The organism is Streptomyces fragilis, assembly GCF_003112515.1.
Taxonomy (GTDB): Bacteria; Actinomycetota; Actinomycetes; order Streptomycetales; family Streptomycetaceae; genus Streptomyces; species Streptomyces fragilis.
This window is the reverse complement of record NZ_BEVZ01000005.1, coordinates 163,448-179,465: the sequence shown is the minus strand read 5'-3', so window position 1 is coordinate 179,465 and position 16,018 is coordinate 163,448. Positions and strand designations below refer to the sequence as shown.

Annotated in this window: 18 protein-coding genes and 1 pseudogene; 7 read left to right on the top strand and 12 right to left on the bottom strand. The window is 73.6% G+C overall.

The window, feature by feature from the left end:
• Positions 1-17: 17 nt before the first annotated feature.
• On the top strand, positions 18-1,025 hold the full coding sequence (locus Sfr03f_RS19235; protein WP_170145123.1) for a DMT family transporter: 1,008 nt from the start codon (positions 18-20) through the stop codon (positions 1,023-1,025).
• 43 nt (positions 1,026-1,068) lie between these two features.
• Here the strand turns inward: Sfr03f_RS19235 and Sfr03f_RS30810 are convergent, their stop codons facing one another.
• The 3 genes from Sfr03f_RS30810 to Sfr03f_RS19220 all read right to left on the bottom strand — a co-directional run bounded on the left by Sfr03f_RS30810 (position 1,069) and on the right by Sfr03f_RS19220 (position 3,694).
• On the bottom strand, positions 1,069-1,569 hold the full coding sequence (locus tag Sfr03f_RS30810) for an HAD family hydrolase (RefSeq protein ID WP_245967648.1): 501 nt from the start codon (positions 1,567-1,569) through the stop codon (positions 1,069-1,071).
• Between the two features lie 35 nt (positions 1,570-1,604).
• Positions 1,605-2,447: an NAD(P)H-binding protein gene (locus tag Sfr03f_RS19225; RefSeq protein WP_108955202.1), complete on the bottom strand. Its 843-nt coding sequence runs from the start codon at positions 2,445-2,447 to the stop codon at positions 1,605-1,607.
• A gap of 62 nt (positions 2,448-2,509) precedes the next feature.
• Positions 2,510-3,694 carry an epoxide hydrolase family protein gene (locus tag Sfr03f_RS19220; RefSeq protein WP_108955201.1) on the bottom strand — a complete coding sequence of 395 codons (1,185 nt, stop codon included), beginning with the start codon at positions 3,692-3,694 and terminating at the stop codon, positions 2,510-2,512.
• Positions 3,695-3,757: 63 nt separating this feature from the next.
• Between Sfr03f_RS19220 and Sfr03f_RS19215 the strand changes: the two genes are divergently transcribed.
• The 3 genes from Sfr03f_RS19215 to Sfr03f_RS30320 all read left to right on the top strand — a co-directional run bounded on the left by Sfr03f_RS19215 (position 3,758) and on the right by Sfr03f_RS30320 (position 5,988).
• On the top strand, positions 3,758-4,729 hold the full coding sequence (locus tag Sfr03f_RS19215; RefSeq protein ID WP_108955200.1) for a helix-turn-helix transcriptional regulator: 972 nt from the start codon (positions 3,758-3,760) through the stop codon (positions 4,727-4,729).
• Positions 4,730-5,093: 364 nt separating this feature from the next.
• A complete protein-coding gene (locus tag Sfr03f_RS19210) occupies positions 5,094-5,273 on the top strand; it encodes a hypothetical protein (RefSeq protein WP_108955199.1) in 180 nt (59 codons plus the stop codon).
• A gap of 379 nt (positions 5,274-5,652) precedes the next feature.
• Positions 5,653-5,988, top strand: coding sequence for an alpha-amylase inhibitor (locus tag Sfr03f_RS30320; RefSeq protein ID WP_159105682.1), 336 nt, complete (start codon positions 5,653-5,655; stop codon positions 5,986-5,988).
• A 229-nt stretch (positions 5,989-6,217) separates the two neighbouring features.
• Here Sfr03f_RS30320 and Sfr03f_RS19200 read toward each other — a convergent pair whose 3' ends face one another.
• Positions 6,218-7,396: a CDP-alcohol phosphatidyltransferase family protein gene (locus Sfr03f_RS19200; RefSeq protein ID WP_108955198.1), complete on the bottom strand. Its 1,179-nt coding sequence runs from the start codon at positions 7,394-7,396 to the stop codon at positions 6,218-6,220.
• A gap of 433 nt (positions 7,397-7,829) precedes the next feature.
• Between Sfr03f_RS19200 and Sfr03f_RS19195 the strand changes: the two genes are divergently transcribed.
• Positions 7,830-9,401, top strand: a complete 1,572-nt coding sequence (locus Sfr03f_RS19195) for a hypothetical protein (RefSeq protein WP_108955197.1) — start codon at positions 7,830-7,832, stop codon at positions 9,399-9,401.
• Between the two features lie 63 nt (positions 9,402-9,464).
• Here Sfr03f_RS19195 and Sfr03f_RS19190 read toward each other — a convergent pair.
• From Sfr03f_RS19190 to Sfr03f_RS19165, 6 genes and pseudogenes are all read right to left on the bottom strand, one after another.
• Positions 9,465-9,617 (bottom strand): annotated as a pseudogene (locus Sfr03f_RS19190) (PIN domain nuclease); the annotation flags it as partial.
• An 85-nt stretch (positions 9,618-9,702) separates the two neighbouring features.
• A complete protein-coding gene (locus tag Sfr03f_RS19185; RefSeq protein WP_108955195.1) occupies positions 9,703-10,071 on the bottom strand; it encodes a hypothetical protein in 369 nt (122 codons plus the stop codon).
• Position 10,072: 1 nt separating this feature from the next.
• A complete protein-coding gene (locus Sfr03f_RS19180; RefSeq protein WP_108955194.1) occupies positions 10,073-10,558 on the bottom strand; it encodes a TetR/AcrR family transcriptional regulator in 486 nt (161 codons plus the stop codon).
• Between the two features lie 112 nt (positions 10,559-10,670).
• On the bottom strand, positions 10,671-11,720 hold the full coding sequence (locus Sfr03f_RS19175; RefSeq protein ID WP_108955193.1) for a zinc-binding dehydrogenase: 1,050 nt from the start codon (positions 11,718-11,720) through the stop codon (positions 10,671-10,673).
• Positions 11,721-12,012: 292 nt separating this feature from the next.
• Positions 12,013-12,369 (bottom strand): SCO0607 family lipoprotein, encoded by a 357-nt coding sequence (locus Sfr03f_RS19170; RefSeq protein ID WP_308216738.1) that lies wholly within the window; start codon positions 12,367-12,369, stop codon positions 12,013-12,015.
• Positions 12,370-12,507: 138 nt separating this feature from the next.
• Positions 12,508-13,023: a DUF6584 family protein gene (locus tag Sfr03f_RS19165; RefSeq protein ID WP_108955476.1), complete on the bottom strand. Its 516-nt coding sequence runs from the start codon at positions 13,021-13,023 to the stop codon at positions 12,508-12,510.
• A 276-nt stretch (positions 13,024-13,299) separates the two neighbouring features.
• Here Sfr03f_RS19165 and Sfr03f_RS19160 point away from each other — a divergent pair, with 276 nt between their 5' ends.
• Positions 13,300-14,100, top strand: a complete 801-nt coding sequence (locus Sfr03f_RS19160; protein WP_108955192.1) for a GNAT family N-acetyltransferase — start codon at positions 13,300-13,302, stop codon at positions 14,098-14,100.
• A gap of 25 nt (positions 14,101-14,125) precedes the next feature.
• Here Sfr03f_RS19160 and Sfr03f_RS19155 read toward each other — a convergent pair whose 3' ends face one another.
• Together Sfr03f_RS19155 and Sfr03f_RS19150 are read right to left on the bottom strand one after the other, a co-directional pair.
• Positions 14,126-14,530 carry a hypothetical protein gene (locus tag Sfr03f_RS19155; protein WP_108955191.1) on the bottom strand — a complete coding sequence of 135 codons (405 nt, stop codon included), beginning with the start codon at positions 14,528-14,530 and terminating at the stop codon, positions 14,126-14,128.
• A gap of 14 nt (positions 14,531-14,544) precedes the next feature.
• A complete protein-coding gene (locus Sfr03f_RS19150; protein WP_108955190.1) occupies positions 14,545-15,021 on the bottom strand; it encodes a macro domain-containing protein in 477 nt (158 codons plus the stop codon).
• A gap of 78 nt (positions 15,022-15,099) precedes the next feature.
• On the opposite strand from Sfr03f_RS19150, the gene Sfr03f_RS19145 reads away from it, so the two are divergent.
• Positions 15,100-15,960 (top strand): GNAT family N-acetyltransferase, encoded by an 861-nt coding sequence (locus Sfr03f_RS19145; RefSeq protein ID WP_108955189.1) that lies wholly within the window; start codon positions 15,100-15,102, stop codon positions 15,958-15,960.
• Positions 15,961-16,018 lie beyond the last annotated feature (58 nt).

The window sequence follows — 16,018 nt, the reverse complement described above, 5'->3', positions numbered from 1 at the left end:
ACAACCCTTCCCCGGGCGTGGTCCGCTCGGCGAGGGTCGGCGCGGTGTGCGTCCTCCTGGCGTCGGTGCTGTGGGGCACCACCGGCACCGCAGCCACCTTCGCCCCGGCGGTGGGGCCACTGGCGATCGGCGCCGTCGCGATGGGCCTGGGCGGCCTGCTCCAGGCGCTGGCCGCCGCACCGCGCATCCGCCGGGAGTCCGCGCGTCTGCGCGCCCACACGGGTGTGGTGCTGCTCGGGGCGCTGTCGGTCGGGGCCTACCCGCTGGCCTTCTACACCTCCATGCACCTGGCCGGGGTCGCCGTCGGCACGGTGGTGTCGATCGGTTCCGCCCCGCTCGCCTCGGCCCTGATCGAACGGGTCGCCGACGGTCGCCGCCTGACCCGCCGTTGGACGGGTGCGGCCGCGCTGGGCCTGTCCGGCACGGTCCTGCTCTGCGCCGTCCAGGCCGCCGACCCCGGGTCCGGCCGCGCGGGGGCGGGCTCCACCGGGGCGACGCTGCTCGGCGTCGCCCTCGGCCTGGCCGCCGGCCTCACCTACGCCCTGTACTCCTGGACCGCCCACCGTCTGATCAGCGGCGGCGTCACCTCCGGGGCGGCGATGGGAGCCGTCTTCGGCGTGGGCGGGCTGCTGCTGATGCCGGTCCTGCTGGTCACCGGCGCACCGTTGCTCGCCTCCTGGTCCAACGCCGCGGTCGGCGCGTACATGGCGCTGGTCCCCATGTTCCTGGGTTACGTCCTCTTCGGCCGGGGTCTCGCCCACGTGCCGGCGAGCACCGCGACCACGCTCTCCCTCCTTGAGCCCGCGGTCGCGGCGCTGCTGGCCGTCCTGGTGGTCGGCGAACGCCTGCCGTCGCTGGGCTGGGCCGGCATCCTGCTGGTCGTCGCCTGTCTCGCCGTCCTGACCACGCCGACGCGCGCCCCGCGCGGACGCCGGACGGTGACGGAGCCCTCCGTGGGCCCCGCCCCTGCGGGGGATCAGGTCACCGTTTCCGGCCCGGGAGGGGGCGTCGGCGGGAGCACGTGAAGTCGGCACGCGGAGTCGGCGCTCCCTCGGCCGCACGACGGGTTCAGCGCGCTCCGCCGTGGCGGAGCAGCGGTGCGGGTGCCGTGCGCAGGTCGTCGACCCGCCGATGGTGCAGCGCGGTCATCCCGATCTCCTGGGCGGCCGGCACGTCGGCTTCCGTGTCGTCGACGAACAGACAGCGCCCGACCGGGACGCCGAGGCGTTCGGCGGCATGGCGGACGACGCGCGGGTCGGGCTTCGCCACGCCGATCCGGGCGGTGTTGACCACCACGTCGGCGAGGCCGTCGAGTCCTTGCCGTTCCAGGTCCCGCTCCAACCGGGTGGTCGCGTTGGTGACCAGGGCGACGGAGGCGACCTCGCGCGCCTGCCGGAGCAGGGCGACGACCTCCCCGTCGATCGCCGGCAGGACGGCCGACCAGCCAGGTGACCGCCTCCTCGGCGGTCGCGTCGGCCCGTTCCAGCAGCCACTGACGGGCCAGCAGGGCTCTCTCCAACTCCCGTCGCCCCAGCACCTGTGCCACCGTGCCGTCCTCTCCGTCCACACGGCCGGGGCGGCGGATGCCGCCCCGGCCTCGTTGATCAGCCGCCGAAGTCGGCCCGGTGATCCGCGGCCCACCGGGCGTAGGTCCGCGCGGGGTGCCCGGTGATCTGCTCGATGACGTCGTTGACCGGCGCGGGCTTGCCGACCGCCTGCGCCATGAGAGCGAACAGCGCGGCCAGGAACTCGGGGTCCATGAACTGGCTCATCTGCTCCAGCACAGGCTCCGGGTCGAGGTCCTCGACGGTGAGCGGGCGCCCCAGCGTCTCGCCGAGGATGCGGACCTGCTGTGTCTGGGTCAGCGACTCGGGGCCGGTCAGGTCGTAGACCCGCCCCGCGTGCCCGCCGCCGATCAGGATCTGCGTGGCCACCTCGGCGACATCCCTTTCGTGCACGGCGCTGAAGGCCGCTTCGGCGTACGGCGCGCGAATGACGTCACCGCCCTGGAGCTGCATCGCGAACGTCAACGAGTTGATGGCGGGGAAGAGCAGCCGCAGGAACGTCCACTCGATTCCGGACGCCTCGACGGCCCGCTCGACGTCGCGGTGGTACTGGGCGATCACGTCGGGCTGCCGCTCGGCGCCCGGGACGACCGCCCCCGAGGACAGGAACACCAGCCGCCGCACCCCGGCTCGGCCCGCGGCCGCCAGCAGCGGAGCGACATCCGTCCCGTACTGCAGAACCAGGAAGGCGGCCTCGACGCCGGCCAGCGCCGCCGGCAGCGTCTCGGGCTTGGTCAGATCACCCCGGACCACGTCGACTTCCTCCGGGAGCCCGGCCCGCTCCGGCGTACGGGTCAGCGCCCGCACCGGGGCACCCGCGGCGACCAACTCCTCCACCGCCTGACGTCCGAAGTGAGCCGTGGCACCGATGACGAGATACATGGGGTTTCCCTTCGTGCGCATACATGGGGGTCTGAGCGGCTCCGCCGGCAACCGGCGGCGGATCACCGAACCGTGTCGAAGAACTGCCGGATGTCGTCGACGAGCAGGTCGGGGGCGTCGTGCGCGGCGAAGTGGCTGCCCCGGTCATAGACGTTCCAGGACAGGATGTTCTTGTGGTCGCGGTCGGCGAACGGCCGGATGGACTGGAAGTCCCAGGCGAAGTTGGCCAGGCCGAGGGGCACGGTGGTCGGCTCGGGCACGGAGGTGCCCCGGCCGTTCGACTTCTGTTGTACGGGGGCCGCCGCCGCGTCCTCGTAGTAGAACCGGGCGGCTGAGGCGGCCGTGTCGGTCAGCCAGTAGATCATCACGTTCGCGAGGACGAAATCCGGGTCGAGCGAAGCGCCGAGCAGCTGCGCGTGCCAGCCCAGCAGGCCGGCCGGGGAGTCGGCCAGGGCGTGCGCCAGATTCTGCGGCTCGGTGGACTGGAGCTTGTCGTGCGCGCCCCGGTTCTGGGTGAACCACTCGGCGAACGCGAGCTTGCCGCGCTCCTCCTCGGACAGACCGGCCAGCTCGGCGGGGTCACCCGACGGGAACGAGAAGACTTGCGTCACGTGCACGCCGCAGACGTGCTCGGGGTCGACCCGGCCCACCTCGGGCGAGATCAGCGACCCGCCGTCGTTGCCGGCCGCGCCGTACCGGTCGTATCCGAGCCGGCGCATCAGCTCGGCCCAGGCCCGGGCCACCCGGTACCGGTCCCAGCCACGCTCCCGGGTCGGCCCGGAGAAGCCGAAGCCCGGCACCGACGGAATGACCAGGTGGAACGCGTCCGCCGGGTCGCCGCCGTGGGCCCGCGGGTCGGTGAGCGGGCCGATCACGTCCAGCCACTCGACCACCGAGGTCGGCCAGCCGTGGGTCAGGATCAGCGGTGTCGCGTCCGGCTCCGGCGACCGCACGTGCAGGAAGTGAATGTTCTGGCCGTCGATCTCAGTGGTGAACTGCGGGTACGCGTTCAGCTTCGCCTCCCAGGCCCGCCAGTCGTAGCTGGTGCGCCACCGCTCGACCAGCTGCTTGACGTAGCCCACCGGGACGCCGTACTCCCAGCCGGGCGGCACCGGGCCGGCCGGCGCCGACTCGCCCGCGGGCAGTTCCTCCGCCCACCGGGTCCGCGCCAGCCGCTGCTGGAGATCGTCGAGGTCGGCCTGGGGGATGTCGATCCAGAACGGGGCGATCGTGCTGTCGTTCGTCATGGTCGTCAGCGTAAGATCCATTTAGGTAAGACCCGTTCCTAATGCTCTGGCGGACTCCGAGAAATGTTGGAAACCTCGGCGCGGCTGCTGCGCCTGCTCTCGCTGCTCCAGACGCCCCGCGAGTGGACCGGCACCGAACTGGCCGAACGGCTGTCGGTCAGCACCCGCACCGTCCGCAACGACGTGGAACGCCTGCGAAACCTCGGCTATCCGGTGCACGGCAGCCGAGGCCCGATGGGCGGCTACCGACTCGGCGCCGGCGCCGCACTGCCGCCCCTGCTGCTCGACGACGAGGAGGCGGTCGCGGTGGCGATCGGGCTCCGCACCGCCGCCGGCACCATCACCGGGGTCGAGGAAACCTCGCTACGCGCACTGGCCAAACTGGAGCAGGTGCTGCCGGCCCGACTCCGGCGCCGCGTCAACGCCCTCCAGCAGTACGCCGTCGCGGTACCACGGGACGACCTGGGCCCGCGGGTGGACGCCGACACGCTGAGCGCCCTCGCCGCCGCCTGCCGGGACCACGAGCGCCTGCGATGCGACTACCGAAGCCACGACGGCTCCCAGAGCCGGCGCGAGGTCGAACCGTACCGGCTGGTCAACTGGGGACGACGGTGGTACCTCGTCGCGTTCGACGTCGAGCGGAGCGACTGGCGGACGTTCCGGGTGGACCGGCTCCACCCACGCACCCCGACCGGTCCCCGATTCACCCCCCGCGACCTCCCCGAGGAAGCCGTCGACCAGGTACGCCGGGGCGTGTCGTCGGCCGGCTGGCGGTACCGGGCCCAGGTCGTCGTACACGCACCGGCCGAACAGCTCGCCGACCGGATCAACACAGCCATCGGCACCATCACGCTGATCGACGACACCAGCTGCCTGCTGAACACCGGCGCGGACAGCATCGAGGCGCTCGCCGTCCACCTCGGCCTGCTCGGCCTCGACTTCACCGTGACCGAACCCGCGGAACTCGTCGAACTCGTGCGTGCACTCGCCGAGCGCTACCACCGCGCCACCGAGCCACCGCCGCAGGACACCTGAGCCACGCGGACGAGGCCGCCCCGCCGCGGCTCCCGGGATTTCCTGTACCTCAACTACTCACACCCGGGGTCGGCGTCCTCGGAGCCGTCCGTAACCGGGGCTCGCCTCCGTCGCCGCCCAGGTGCTGCCGAGGACAGCGGGCGTGGAGGGCGCGGAGGGATGTGAGGCGGGGGCTCGCTGCGAGGCGCGGTCAGGCACACCGAGGGCCCGGCCGCACCCCGGAATGGGTCCGATGGGTGAACGGCGCGCGCGACACGGGGCCGGTGACGGCTCCGGACGGCTTCCGGCTGGTGCCATGGGTCCACCGGACGCGAAAACCCGCCCGACCGTTCCGCGTCCGGGGACCGAACCCTGAGGAGGAACCATGCGCGTTCGCCGCGCCACCGCCACCGTTCTGGCCGCCTTCGCCCTCGCCGCCGCCGGCCTCGGCGCCGGGACCGCCGTCGCCCACGACGACGACCACTCGCCGAACATCTTCTCCGGCACCCAGTGGACCTCCGAGGAGGGCAACTACGGCACCGCCAACGCCGGTCACGACGACTGACGGTCTCCGGCCGCTCCACAGGTCCTGCCTGCCTGTGCCTGCGCCACGGGCCCTGCCCGTACCGCCTGTGCAGCCCGCTGCACCCGGTCGGCCGACCGCGCCCGTTCAGCCGGCCGCACGTGGTCGACCCGCTGTCCCGTGACGTCGCCGACGAAGCCGGCGTCACGTCTTCTCCGCCCCGCACCCCCGCGGGCCCCGCGTCCGGCGACGCGACGGCCCCGGGGGTGCGGCGCGTCGCCGCGAGAGCCGCCGAGGGTGGACGCGTCGCCGCAGGTCGGACGCGTGCTTGTCACCCGTTCCGCCCAGCGCGGATGCCGCCGTCCGGGGGCGGCCGGAGGATGGAGCCACCTCGACCGCCTCCCAGGAAGCGAGAGTGCCCATGTCCCGTACGCAGCCCCGCGAGCGCCCCGTACGGCTGACCGCCGTGGTCGCCGCCGCCACCCTCACCGTCGGAGCCACCGCCGCCGCCCTGCGGCCCGCAGACCCGGCCGAGGCCGCCACCCGCACCGCACCGGCCTGCGTGCAGCCCTACGTCAACCCCACCCACGAGGGGTTCGACGTCGACCTCGCCAACGAGTGCGCGAACGCGATGCGGGTCCGGGTCGTGGTGGACAACGCCGGTGACAGTCCCTGCTACGCGCTGACGCCGGGAGCTTCCGTGATCTACGCGCACGAGTCGATCACCGGGGCCTACGAGCGCACGGTCACCTGCTGACGGGCCCGGCCGGCGTGTCGCCCGGACGGCCCCGCGGACGTGCGCGGGGCGGCGCGCGCTGGTGGGATCGTCACGTCGGCCCCGCGCCGTCCAGGCGGCCAGAGCCGAGCGGGGCCGACACTCCCGTCTCCCCGGCACCGCGGTCATCGGCACCGCAGTCGTAGGCCCCGCGGCCACCGGGGCTGCCGCAGGGGCGGGGCCGCCCCCCGCCCCTGCGAGGTCCGCCGGGTCAGGACGCCGAGGTCGGCGACTTCTCCAAGCGGTCCTGCTGCAGCGGCAGCACCGGCAGCGCGGCGGACCCGTCGCCGTTCGCCAGGACCGGCGCCGGCGGCACGTAGTTCTTGTACGCCTCCGGCACGATCATGCCGGCGTCGCTGTTCGCGCCGGGGGCCAGCTCGGCCATCACCCGGTTGAAGTCCTTGGTGGAGAGCCAGAACTTGTACATGATCAGCAGCTCGAAGGACAGCATCAGCACCGCCGCCACCGCCGTGGTCCACAGGAGCTGACCGATCAGCGGGCCCACGATGAAGACGAACATCTGGAACTCGATGCCGCTGACCAGGTGCGGCCGGACCCGCCGGGTCACCAGCGCCCGGCGGACACGGCTGTACCAGGGGAACTTGGCGTGGAAACCGGTGTGGAGGTCGATGACCTGCCGGCTGCTCGCGGTGAGCATCCCCGCCCGCAGTTCCGCGGCACGCGCCTCGGACTCGTCCTCCCCTTCGGCCTCGCCCTCGCGGAGCAGGTCCTCCATGAAGACGACGTTCTCGTCCGAGGCGGCCCCGGGACCGGTGGCCGCCGCGGCGGCCAGCGTGTCGGCGACGTCCTCGCCCAGCTCCGCCGCGGCGAGGGCCGTCGCGGCGGCCTCCGCCCGGGCCTCGGCGGCACGTCGCGCCTTCAGCGTCTTCCTGATCCTGCCGCGCATCCCCGCGCGCATCTTGTAGATCTGCAGCGCGTCCAGGTACCGGAGGCTGTCCAGGAAGACCACGAGCAGTCCCGCGCAGAGGTATATCCCCTCACCGGTGCGCAGGTACTGGCCGCCCATCAGCCCGAAGGCACAGGCCAGCACGCGGACGCGGTCGAAGACGTAGTCCAGCCAGCCGCCGAACAGCGAGCCGTTGTTCTTCAGCCGCGCCAGCTTTCCGTCGACGCAGTCGAGCACGAAGCTGAAGTGGTAGACGATCGCGCCGACGACCAGCGAGACCGGGTCCGCGGCCAGGAAGAACCCGGCCGACACCAGACCGAGGACGAGGGCGGCCCAGGTCACCCCGTTGGGTGTGATGAACCGGAATTTCGCCATGACCAGCAGCAGGCGGGTCGCCAGCGGGTCGACGAGAAACACCGTCCACCAGGCGTCCCTCTTCTTACAGGTGAGATGCTGCACGGCTTTCAGCGACAGTTGGCTCATAACTCCTCGTCACACAGGACGTTTCTCCGAATGGCAACCCGCGCCGTCGGCGACCCGACGACCACCCCGCTCGATCAGGCGAAATCAAGATCACGCCCCGTGGGGGAATTCGGACTGTAGCAATCCACGACGTGCCGGCCACCCGAAGTTCACCTTCCGTCAGGGCGGGGTTTGTCACAGGGATCGCCCTACAACCTTGCGCCTTCTCGGCCGTCCTTGCCACTGAATGATGAAATCCCGTCACAAGCGGATGGGGCCGTACAACCTTTTCCCTTCTCAGTTGTCCCACCAGTCGCACAGGCGCCGGATATCGATTTTATTTCGGCGTACAACCTTTCTCTTTCTCAGCCGTCCCTGTAGCTGGACGCCGCCGTCCGGTCCCTTCGGCGCCGGCGCCGCAGAGGAAATTCGCAGAGCCGGAAGAGCGCCGCCCTTGTCCAGCAGCACCACCCCCCAGCACGTCGTCCCCACCCCTGCCGCCGCCACGTCGGCGCCCTTGGCCCCCGCACCGGCGGAGGTCCGCGCGGAACGGCGCCGCCTCGTCGGCTCCGTCCGCGCGGCGCGCCGGTTGCTGGAGGGTAGGGACGCGTTCGAGCGCGCCGACCTCCGGCGGCTCGCCCGTGAGGCCCGTGAACGCAGCCGTGCCGCGGCGGCGCACGGCAGGGTGTCGCAGCGCGCCGCCGAACGCCGGGCGCGCAAGGAGGAGTCCCTGCACCGCCGGCTGGGACGGCTCGCCCCTCGTCGCGAGCGGCAGGAGCGGCAGGCCCTGGAGGTGCTGCGCCGCGAGTCGGTCCGCCGCTCCCTCGCCGGCACGCGCCTGGCGGCGGGCGAGGTCAACGGCATCGGGGCGGGGCTGGTCCGCGCCCTGGCCGAGCGGGGCATCAGCACCGCGGCCGACTTCACCCGGGTGAGCTGGGGCAGGGCACCGGGCGGGAAGGGCGGCGAGGTCCTGTACATCCACCGCGCGTCGGGCGGCCGGGTGCACATCAACGGCATCGGCGAGCACCGGGGCCGCCCGCTGATGGCCTGGCGGCAGGCCGCGGTCGCCCGTGCCGAGGCGCAGGCGCCCCGGGAGCTCCCCGCGGATGAACGGCACCGCATCGCCGAGATCGTCGAGGCGGAACGCGTCCGTCTCCAACGGGAACTGGCGGAGCTGCCGAGGGCCGCCGAGGCGGAACGCCGGGAGGCCGCGCGCGTGCACTCGGAACACCTCGGCCGCCTCGACGCCGCCCACCGTGCGGCCGCGGACCGCGCCGCGGAACGCCGCGCCGAGTTCGACGCGCTGGCCGAGCGGTTGCTCGCCCTCCAGACCGAACTGGGGGCGCACATCGCCCGGTTCGGAGACGTGGGCCGCCGGACCCGCCGCGCGGAGTCCCGCGCCCTGCGCCCGCTGCCGACGGTGCCGTCCGTGCGGTCCGCACAGCCGGCGCCGTCCGCGCCGCTTTCGGCGGCCACGGCGACCGGGGAGAGCGGGGCTACTGGAGCGACCGGGGAGGCCGGGGAGGCTGGGGAGCGGCTGGTGGGGTGGCCCGCCGTCGATCTGACCAAGCCCGCACATCGGCCCTCGCCCTCACCCATGGCCGCACCGGAGGCGTCCGCCGCCCTTCCGGCCACCGCCCCGGACGCCGTCCCGGTCGCCGGGGTCCGTGCGGGCCTCGGCTGGCTGGTCCCGATCGTCTTCTTCGGCCTGACGTCGGTTCTCGGGGCCGGCGAGCCCCAGGAGGGCGGCGCCCCGCTCTGGTTCGCCGTCGGCACGCGGCTCACCGCCCTGGCCCTCACCGCCGACCTGCTCCGCCTCTGGCTCCCCCGCCGCCGGTGGCGCACCGCGGCACCCATGCCCGCGGGCACCGGTGCCCTGTGCACGGGTGTCCTCCTGGCGCTGGCGGCCGCCGGCATGTTCCTCGACCCGCACACCCACGACAACGGCGCCCCCTGGGCCGTGTCCGTCGTGGCGGCCCTCTCCCTGCTGGCCGGTGTCGCCCGACGCAGCGGCCGCAAGGGCTGACACGGTGCGGGCCGGGCCGACACGGGTCGGGACGGGCCGACACGGGCCTCCCGGGTCACCGGGTCAGGGCGCGGAGCGGTCCAGGAGCATCACGGTGCGCTGTCCGGTGTGCGCGGCGAGCGCCTCGAAGTCACGGTCGCAGTGCAGCAACGTGAGCCCGGACAGCTCCGCGACCGCCGTGATCAGCAGGTCCACCGGTCCGGCGCTGCGGTGCTGTCGGTCGGCCCGCTCGGGTGTGGTCACGTAACGAGAACCGCGGGGCAGGATGCCCAGGCCCGCGGGCCCGGGTCCTGCGCGGACCTCAGGCGTCGCGGGCGAGGGCGCCCTCGATGAGTGCGACGGCCGCCCGCGGGTCCTCGACCTCCACGACCAGGCGGTCGTACGACTCCTCGTCCGCGAGTTCGACGACGACCGTCTTCTCGGGGTTCTTCACGTCCCAGAACACCCACTCCCCGTCGCGGCGGAACCGGCCGGCCGTGATGACACCCGGCAGGTGCGTGCCGCCGACCCGGACGCCCTTCGGCTCGTGCGCGATGCCGGGGTCGTGGGTGGCGCCCCGCACGTGCGCGAGGGGGATCTCCAGGCGGCTCTTGAGCGCCCAGAGCTTGTCGAGACCCTGCATCTCTGCGATCAGCAGGTTTCTCTCACGGTCGATGGAGATCAGGGCCATGTCAGTACTCCTTGGGGTCGGCCGGCCGGGCCCGCAGGCGCAGACGGGCACCGAGAACGGTGGAGGCGAGCTGGGGGGCGTCGTCGCCGTGACTGGGGCGCAGCGCGCCCTCCAGCGCGGTGACGCCTTCCTCGACGAGGGCGGCCACCTCTGGGTCGTGCGGCGCGCGCTCGGCGGCGGCGAGGAGCAGGAGGCCGGCGGCGGGACCGTCGTCGAACCGGGCGACGGCCGTCTCCAGCGCCTGCCCGGGATCGGTGATCCCGGCGACGGCCTCGACGGCCGGCCGGATCTCCCCCTCGAGGTGGGCACGCAGGGTGGTCAGGTGCAGGCTCCGCTTGGAGCCGAACACCTTGTACAGGCTCCCCCGGTGGACGCCGGTGGCGGAGACGAGGTCGTCGACCGAGGTGCCCTCGAAGCCGTGGGCGGCGAAGAGGACGGCCGCGGCGGCGACGGCCTGGTCGGTGTCGAAGGCACGAGGTCTTCCCATGCCGGTGATCCTAGGAGGTTCGAGAACGATCAGTCAAGAACGATCGTTCTCATACGGGACACCGATCGGGTCCCGGGCCCGGCGGCCGCGGCGCCGCCGGTCCCACCCACCGTCACGGGTGGAGCACGAGTTTCCCCACGTGCCCCCTGCGGGCCAGTTCCTCCTGCGCCCGCGCGGCCTGATCCAGCGGGAGCACACCGGCGATCACGGGCTCGACCTCACCGCCGCGGGCCATCTCCATGAGCTGGTCGAACAGCCTGGGCGTGTGCATCGCCGAACCGATCACCTGCGCGTTGTGCAGGTACAGCCGGCGTACGTCGAAGACCACGTCGTAGCCGCCGAGCGCCCCGGCCACCACCCACCGGCCCCCTTCGCACAGCCACGGCAGCCCGTCGCCCAGCAGGTCGCCGGCCACCACGTCGAGGGCGACGTCGACGCCCTCCGGTGCGAGTGCGCGCACCTGCTGGTCGATGTCCTCGGCCCGGTCGACGACGTCGTGCGCGCCGGCCCGGCGTACCGCGTCGAACTTGTACACGCTGCTGAGGGCGAGCACCCGCGCGCCCCGCGCCCGCGCGATCTGCACCAGCGCCAGCCCGACGCCGCCGGACGCCCCCGACACCAGGGCGGTCTCCCCCTTCCGCAGCCGGCCCCTCTCGACCATGCCCAGCGCCGTGCCGTAGGCGGTCGGCAGGGCGGCGAGCTGGTCGTCGGTGAGCGGGGAGGCGGTCACGTCGTGCGCCCGCTCCGCCGGTGCGGTCACGTACTCGGCGTAGCCGCCGTCGCGTTCACTGCCCATCAGGCCCACCGGGTTGGCGTCGGGCCCTTCGGTGTCGTAGACGGCGGGGTCCACGACCACCCGGCGTCCGACCATCCCCTCGTCCACGCCGGGCCCCACCGCCACGACCCGTCCGGTGACGTCGGCGCCCTGGATCCGCGGGAAGTCGATCGGGCCCCGCCAGCCCGACAGCGCCCTCGGGGCGCCGGGGCGGCCGTACGCACCGTCGCGGGTCCACAGGTCCGTGTTGTTCAGCGCCACCGCCGCGACGTGGACCAGCACGTCCCCGGCACGCGGCGCGGGCACGGCCACCTCCGCGGACTCCAGCACCTCCGGCCCTCCGTGCCGCGTGATCCGCACCGCGCGCATGGTCCCGGGCACCACCATGGATCGACCCCTCGCAGGCTCTCGACGGACCGGCCGCCGCCGCCCAGGGCGGTGCCACCGGCCCTCTCACCCACCCCGCGTACCGCGCGACGAGCCCCCGGAAACAAACACGGCCGAGCGGGTGCGGCCGCCTGCGAAGCCGCGAGGCCCTGCGACGCAAGGCGGGGCGGTGCCGCGACGGGGCCGCCTGACCGCCCCTCCGCCCGCACCGCCCCACGCACCTGACCTGGGTCTTCGCCGTCCCCGCACCCCGGTACCAGCCCTGGCACCCACCCCGGCCCCGGCCCCGGGGCTACGGCACCTCGACGACGTTGCCGTCCTTGTCGAGCATGTGGGTGCGCCAGTACGTGTCCCACTTGTCGTCGACCTTCTTCGGCACCTTGCCCTCGGGGTACCGGGCCATCCCCTTCGGCGGCTCCTCGCCGTTGGTGACGCAGGCGCTGCCGGTGTCGCCCACGGCCAGCACCGGGTACTCGCCGTCGCTGCAGATGTTCTCCTCGTACCCGAGGCCGGAGCACGCGGTCAGGGCCACCGCCGCCGCCACGCCCACCAGAGCGGCCACCACTCGTCCGCGGCGGCCCCCGCCGGCCGAACCGTTCCCCACGCCGCCGTCACCCTTGCCCTTGTTGTTCCTGAGGCCCACGCGCATGACTTCCCCCGTTTTCGTGTCCGGTCGTTCGCTGTGCCTCAACTGTCGCTCCGGGAGGGCCCGCTCCTCCTGAGTACCGCTACTCATCACCGGGCGCGGGGTTACTCAACTCGCCCTGGCCGCCGCGCGTGTGGGGGCTCAGTCGAACAGGTCGACCAGCCCGTTCACCCAGATGGCGAGGAACCCGAGGACCGCCACCAGGCACCCGATCCCGGCCAGGGCGCCGCCGACGCCGCTGCCCTCGCTCGCGGTGCCGTCCGCCTCGCCCGGGGACGGCACCGCGTCCCAGTCGACCGGACGCCCCAGCTCGTGGGAGCACTGCTTCCGCACCGCGGCCAGTTGCGCACGGGCGAAGGCCGTCGCGGCCCGGGACTCCGGCGCCCGCCAGGCCAGCGCCCGCATCCGCCGCAGGGCGGTGCGGTGCCTCGCCTCGAACGCGGCGGTCTCGGCGGCGTCCCGGTCCTGCTCGAGGTACATCCACCGGCCCGCCTCGGCGGGCTCCCCGTACAGCCGGTACACCTCCGCCAGACGGCGGCGGAGGGCCAGGTCGTCCGGGTAGGAGGACACCAGCCCGCGCAGTCGTTGGCGTGCGACGGGTATCCGGCCGGCGGCCAGGTCCGCGTCGACCCGGGCGAGGGTGTCGGTCAGGGGCATGCACGCATGGTCGAACACCGCGGCCGCCCCCGTCGACCGGTTTCCGCCCCCGCGGGCCGGCCCCGCCGCACGGCCAGGCGTGCGCCTCCGGTGCGTCGGCGCACCAGTGCGCCAGTGCGCCGCCGCGACGATCCCCGCCCGTAGCCCCGTAGCCCCGTGGCCCCGTGGGCGGTCGGGGCGTTGTACCGGTGGGCGGTGGGCAGTGGGCTGTCCGTGGCCGCGCCCGGGCCATAACCTGCCGAGTGCCCGACCTCCTAGGCGAAGGGTTGCCGTGACATGACGGATCTGGCGGACGCGATCGAATCGATGCAGCAACTCCGCACCGTGTGGCGCGCCATGGTGCTCGACCGCACTCCCGACGCGGACGTGCGTGACCTGCCGGGGCTCGCCGTCCGGTGGGCGGACTGCCGGTTCCCGTTCTGGAACGCCGTCACCCTCACCGAGGTCGGCGTGGACGCGGCGCTCCTCGAGGAACGCCTGCGGGAGGCGGCGGAGGTGATGCGGACCAAGGAACAGCCCGGGTTCCTGTGGCTGTTCGAGGATCTGCTCGCCGACGGAGCCCGCGAGGAGCTCTCCCCGGCGGCGGACCGGGCCGGCCTGCAGTACGCGTTCCCCGGCACCGGCATGGCCGGAGACCTGCTGCCCCTCCCCGAGCCGAAGCACCCCGACCTCACCTTCCTCCGCGTCACCACCGACGACCAGTTGACGGCCTACGCGGACCTCAACTCCCGTGCGTACGGCTTCGACCTGGCCGCCGGACGCGACGGCATCGTGGGCTCCACGTTGTGGACGACGGAGGTCTTCGCCTACCTCGGCCTGCGCGACGGCGTCCCGGTGACCTGCGCGGCGGCCGTCGAGGCGGACGGTCGCCTGTTCGTCGCCCTGGTGGCCACGGCCCCCGAGTACCAGCGCCGCGGTTACGGCGAGGCCGTCGCCCGCAAGGCCCTCCACGAGGGCGCCCGCGCCACCGGCCTCACCCGTGCCACCCTGCACGCCACCGAGGCCGGCGCGCCCGTCTACCCGCGGATCGGCTTCCGGCCGAACTCCCCGATGCGGTTCTACGCCCTGCGGCCGTGACCAGGCCGGGTCCGCCCGGTACCCCTCAGGCGGAGTGCCCGCCGTCCTCCTGCCGCAGGAAGACGGAAACGGTGTGCGGACGCGGTTCGCCCTGCACGCGTACGCGCGTCCTCCACCGTCCCGCACGGGGAAGCCGGACCGTTTCACCGTCCGGGTCCACCGGGTCGGCGACGCACACGATGCCGGACTCGAACTCCATCACGGCGTTCAGTACTTCTCGACCGCGTAGGGCATCGGGCTCCTCCGCCCACAGCTCGACCCGGACGTCCCCGTCGACGTCGGGACGCGTGGCCACGTAGACCTTGCCGGGAGAGAAGACGACCTCCTCCTCCCCCGTTCCGGCCACCGGATTGTCCGTGGTCCCGAGGTCCCGGATCGAGATGAGCGCGTACTGCGCCCGGAAGTGGTCGGCCCACAGAGGTCGCCGCACGGTGTGACGTCCTCTCAGCCGTAGTCATAGACGGTGACGTCGATGTCCCGGGCACACAAAGCATTGACGACGAGAGGCTCGACGCGCTCCCACCGGCCGCCCGCGAGGCCGCAGCCGATGCGGGGCATGTGCACGGACGCCTGGTGGGCGAGGGCGTGCCCGGCCAGCGCGTTCAGGCAGCGCTCGAGGGCGTCGTAGCGGATGGGCGGACCGCCGCCGCCGGTCCGGATGCCGCGCGGTCCGACCATGTTGGCGACCTGGACGTCAGGCCGGACCCGCACCAACTGCACCGCCCCCGGAGCGAAGTCGTTGCCGGCCCGCTCCTGGTGCCAACGGCGGTAGGCCCGCTCCGGTTCCGGCCAGCGGCGCGAGACCGCCAGGACGAAGCCCTTGCCCCATCCACCGAGGTCGTTGCGGACGTGCGCGATGATCTTCGGGCCCTTGGCCTGGGGGTTGGTCGCGTCGCCCGCGACGATCGTCAGCGACTTCATCGCAGCGTGGTCGCCCGGTCCGGACACCAGGTCCAGTGCCTTGTTCCGCTCGCTCCGGCACCCGGGGGATCATGAGGCATGCACCCGGACGACTGGCACCTCACCGACGACGTCGACGGCTTCCTCGCCCGGGCCGGCGGCTTCCTCCGCTCCCGTCCCGGCCGTCACGTCATGCAGCTGACCTGGGCCGAACGCGTCCGCCGCCGCGGGGCCGGAGCGTTCGGCGCGGACGCCCCCTCCTTCGGCACCCTGGTGCGGGCGGGCGAGGTGCGCGGCACCTTCTACCGCCTGGGCGGCCTCGGCCTCTCCCCCCTCACCCCCGAGGAGGCCGACTCCCTCGCCGTCCGTCTGGCCGCCGAAGGCCACGTGCTTCCCCGCGTGAGCGCCGACCACGCCACCGCCGCCGCCTTCGCCGCCGCGTGGCAGCGGCACACCGGCGCGACGCCGAAGCTCCGCGACACCCGGCTCAACCTGTACGGCCTGCACGCCCTCACCCCGCCCCGGCCGCACCCGCACGGGCGGGCCCGCCTCCTCGGTGACAGCGGCGCCGACCTCGAGGAAACCGTGCGCTGGTGCGCCGAGTTCGCCGAGGCCGTCGGCGAGGACGTCACCGTCGACGCCGCCACCTGGCCGGCCACCCGCTACGCCGACAAGCGCTACACCCTCTGGGAGACCCCCGACGGCGTCCCCGTCTCCGTCGCCGGTATGAACCCGCTGATCGGCGGCCAGATCCAGATCGACGTCGTGTACACCCCCGCCCACCTGCGCGGACACGGCTACGCGGCCGCCGTGACCGCCGCGGTCACCCGCACCGCCCTGGCCGCGGGCGCGCGGGACGTCGTCCTGTTCGCGGACGCCGGCAACCCGAGCAGCAACGCGCTGTACCGGCGCCTCGGGTACCGGGTGCTCACCGGGTGGTCGGTGTACGACTTCGCGTGAGGTCGGTGACGCAAGACCGGGCGCTCGCACGCTTCGTGCCGGGTCGCCCTGCGGGTGG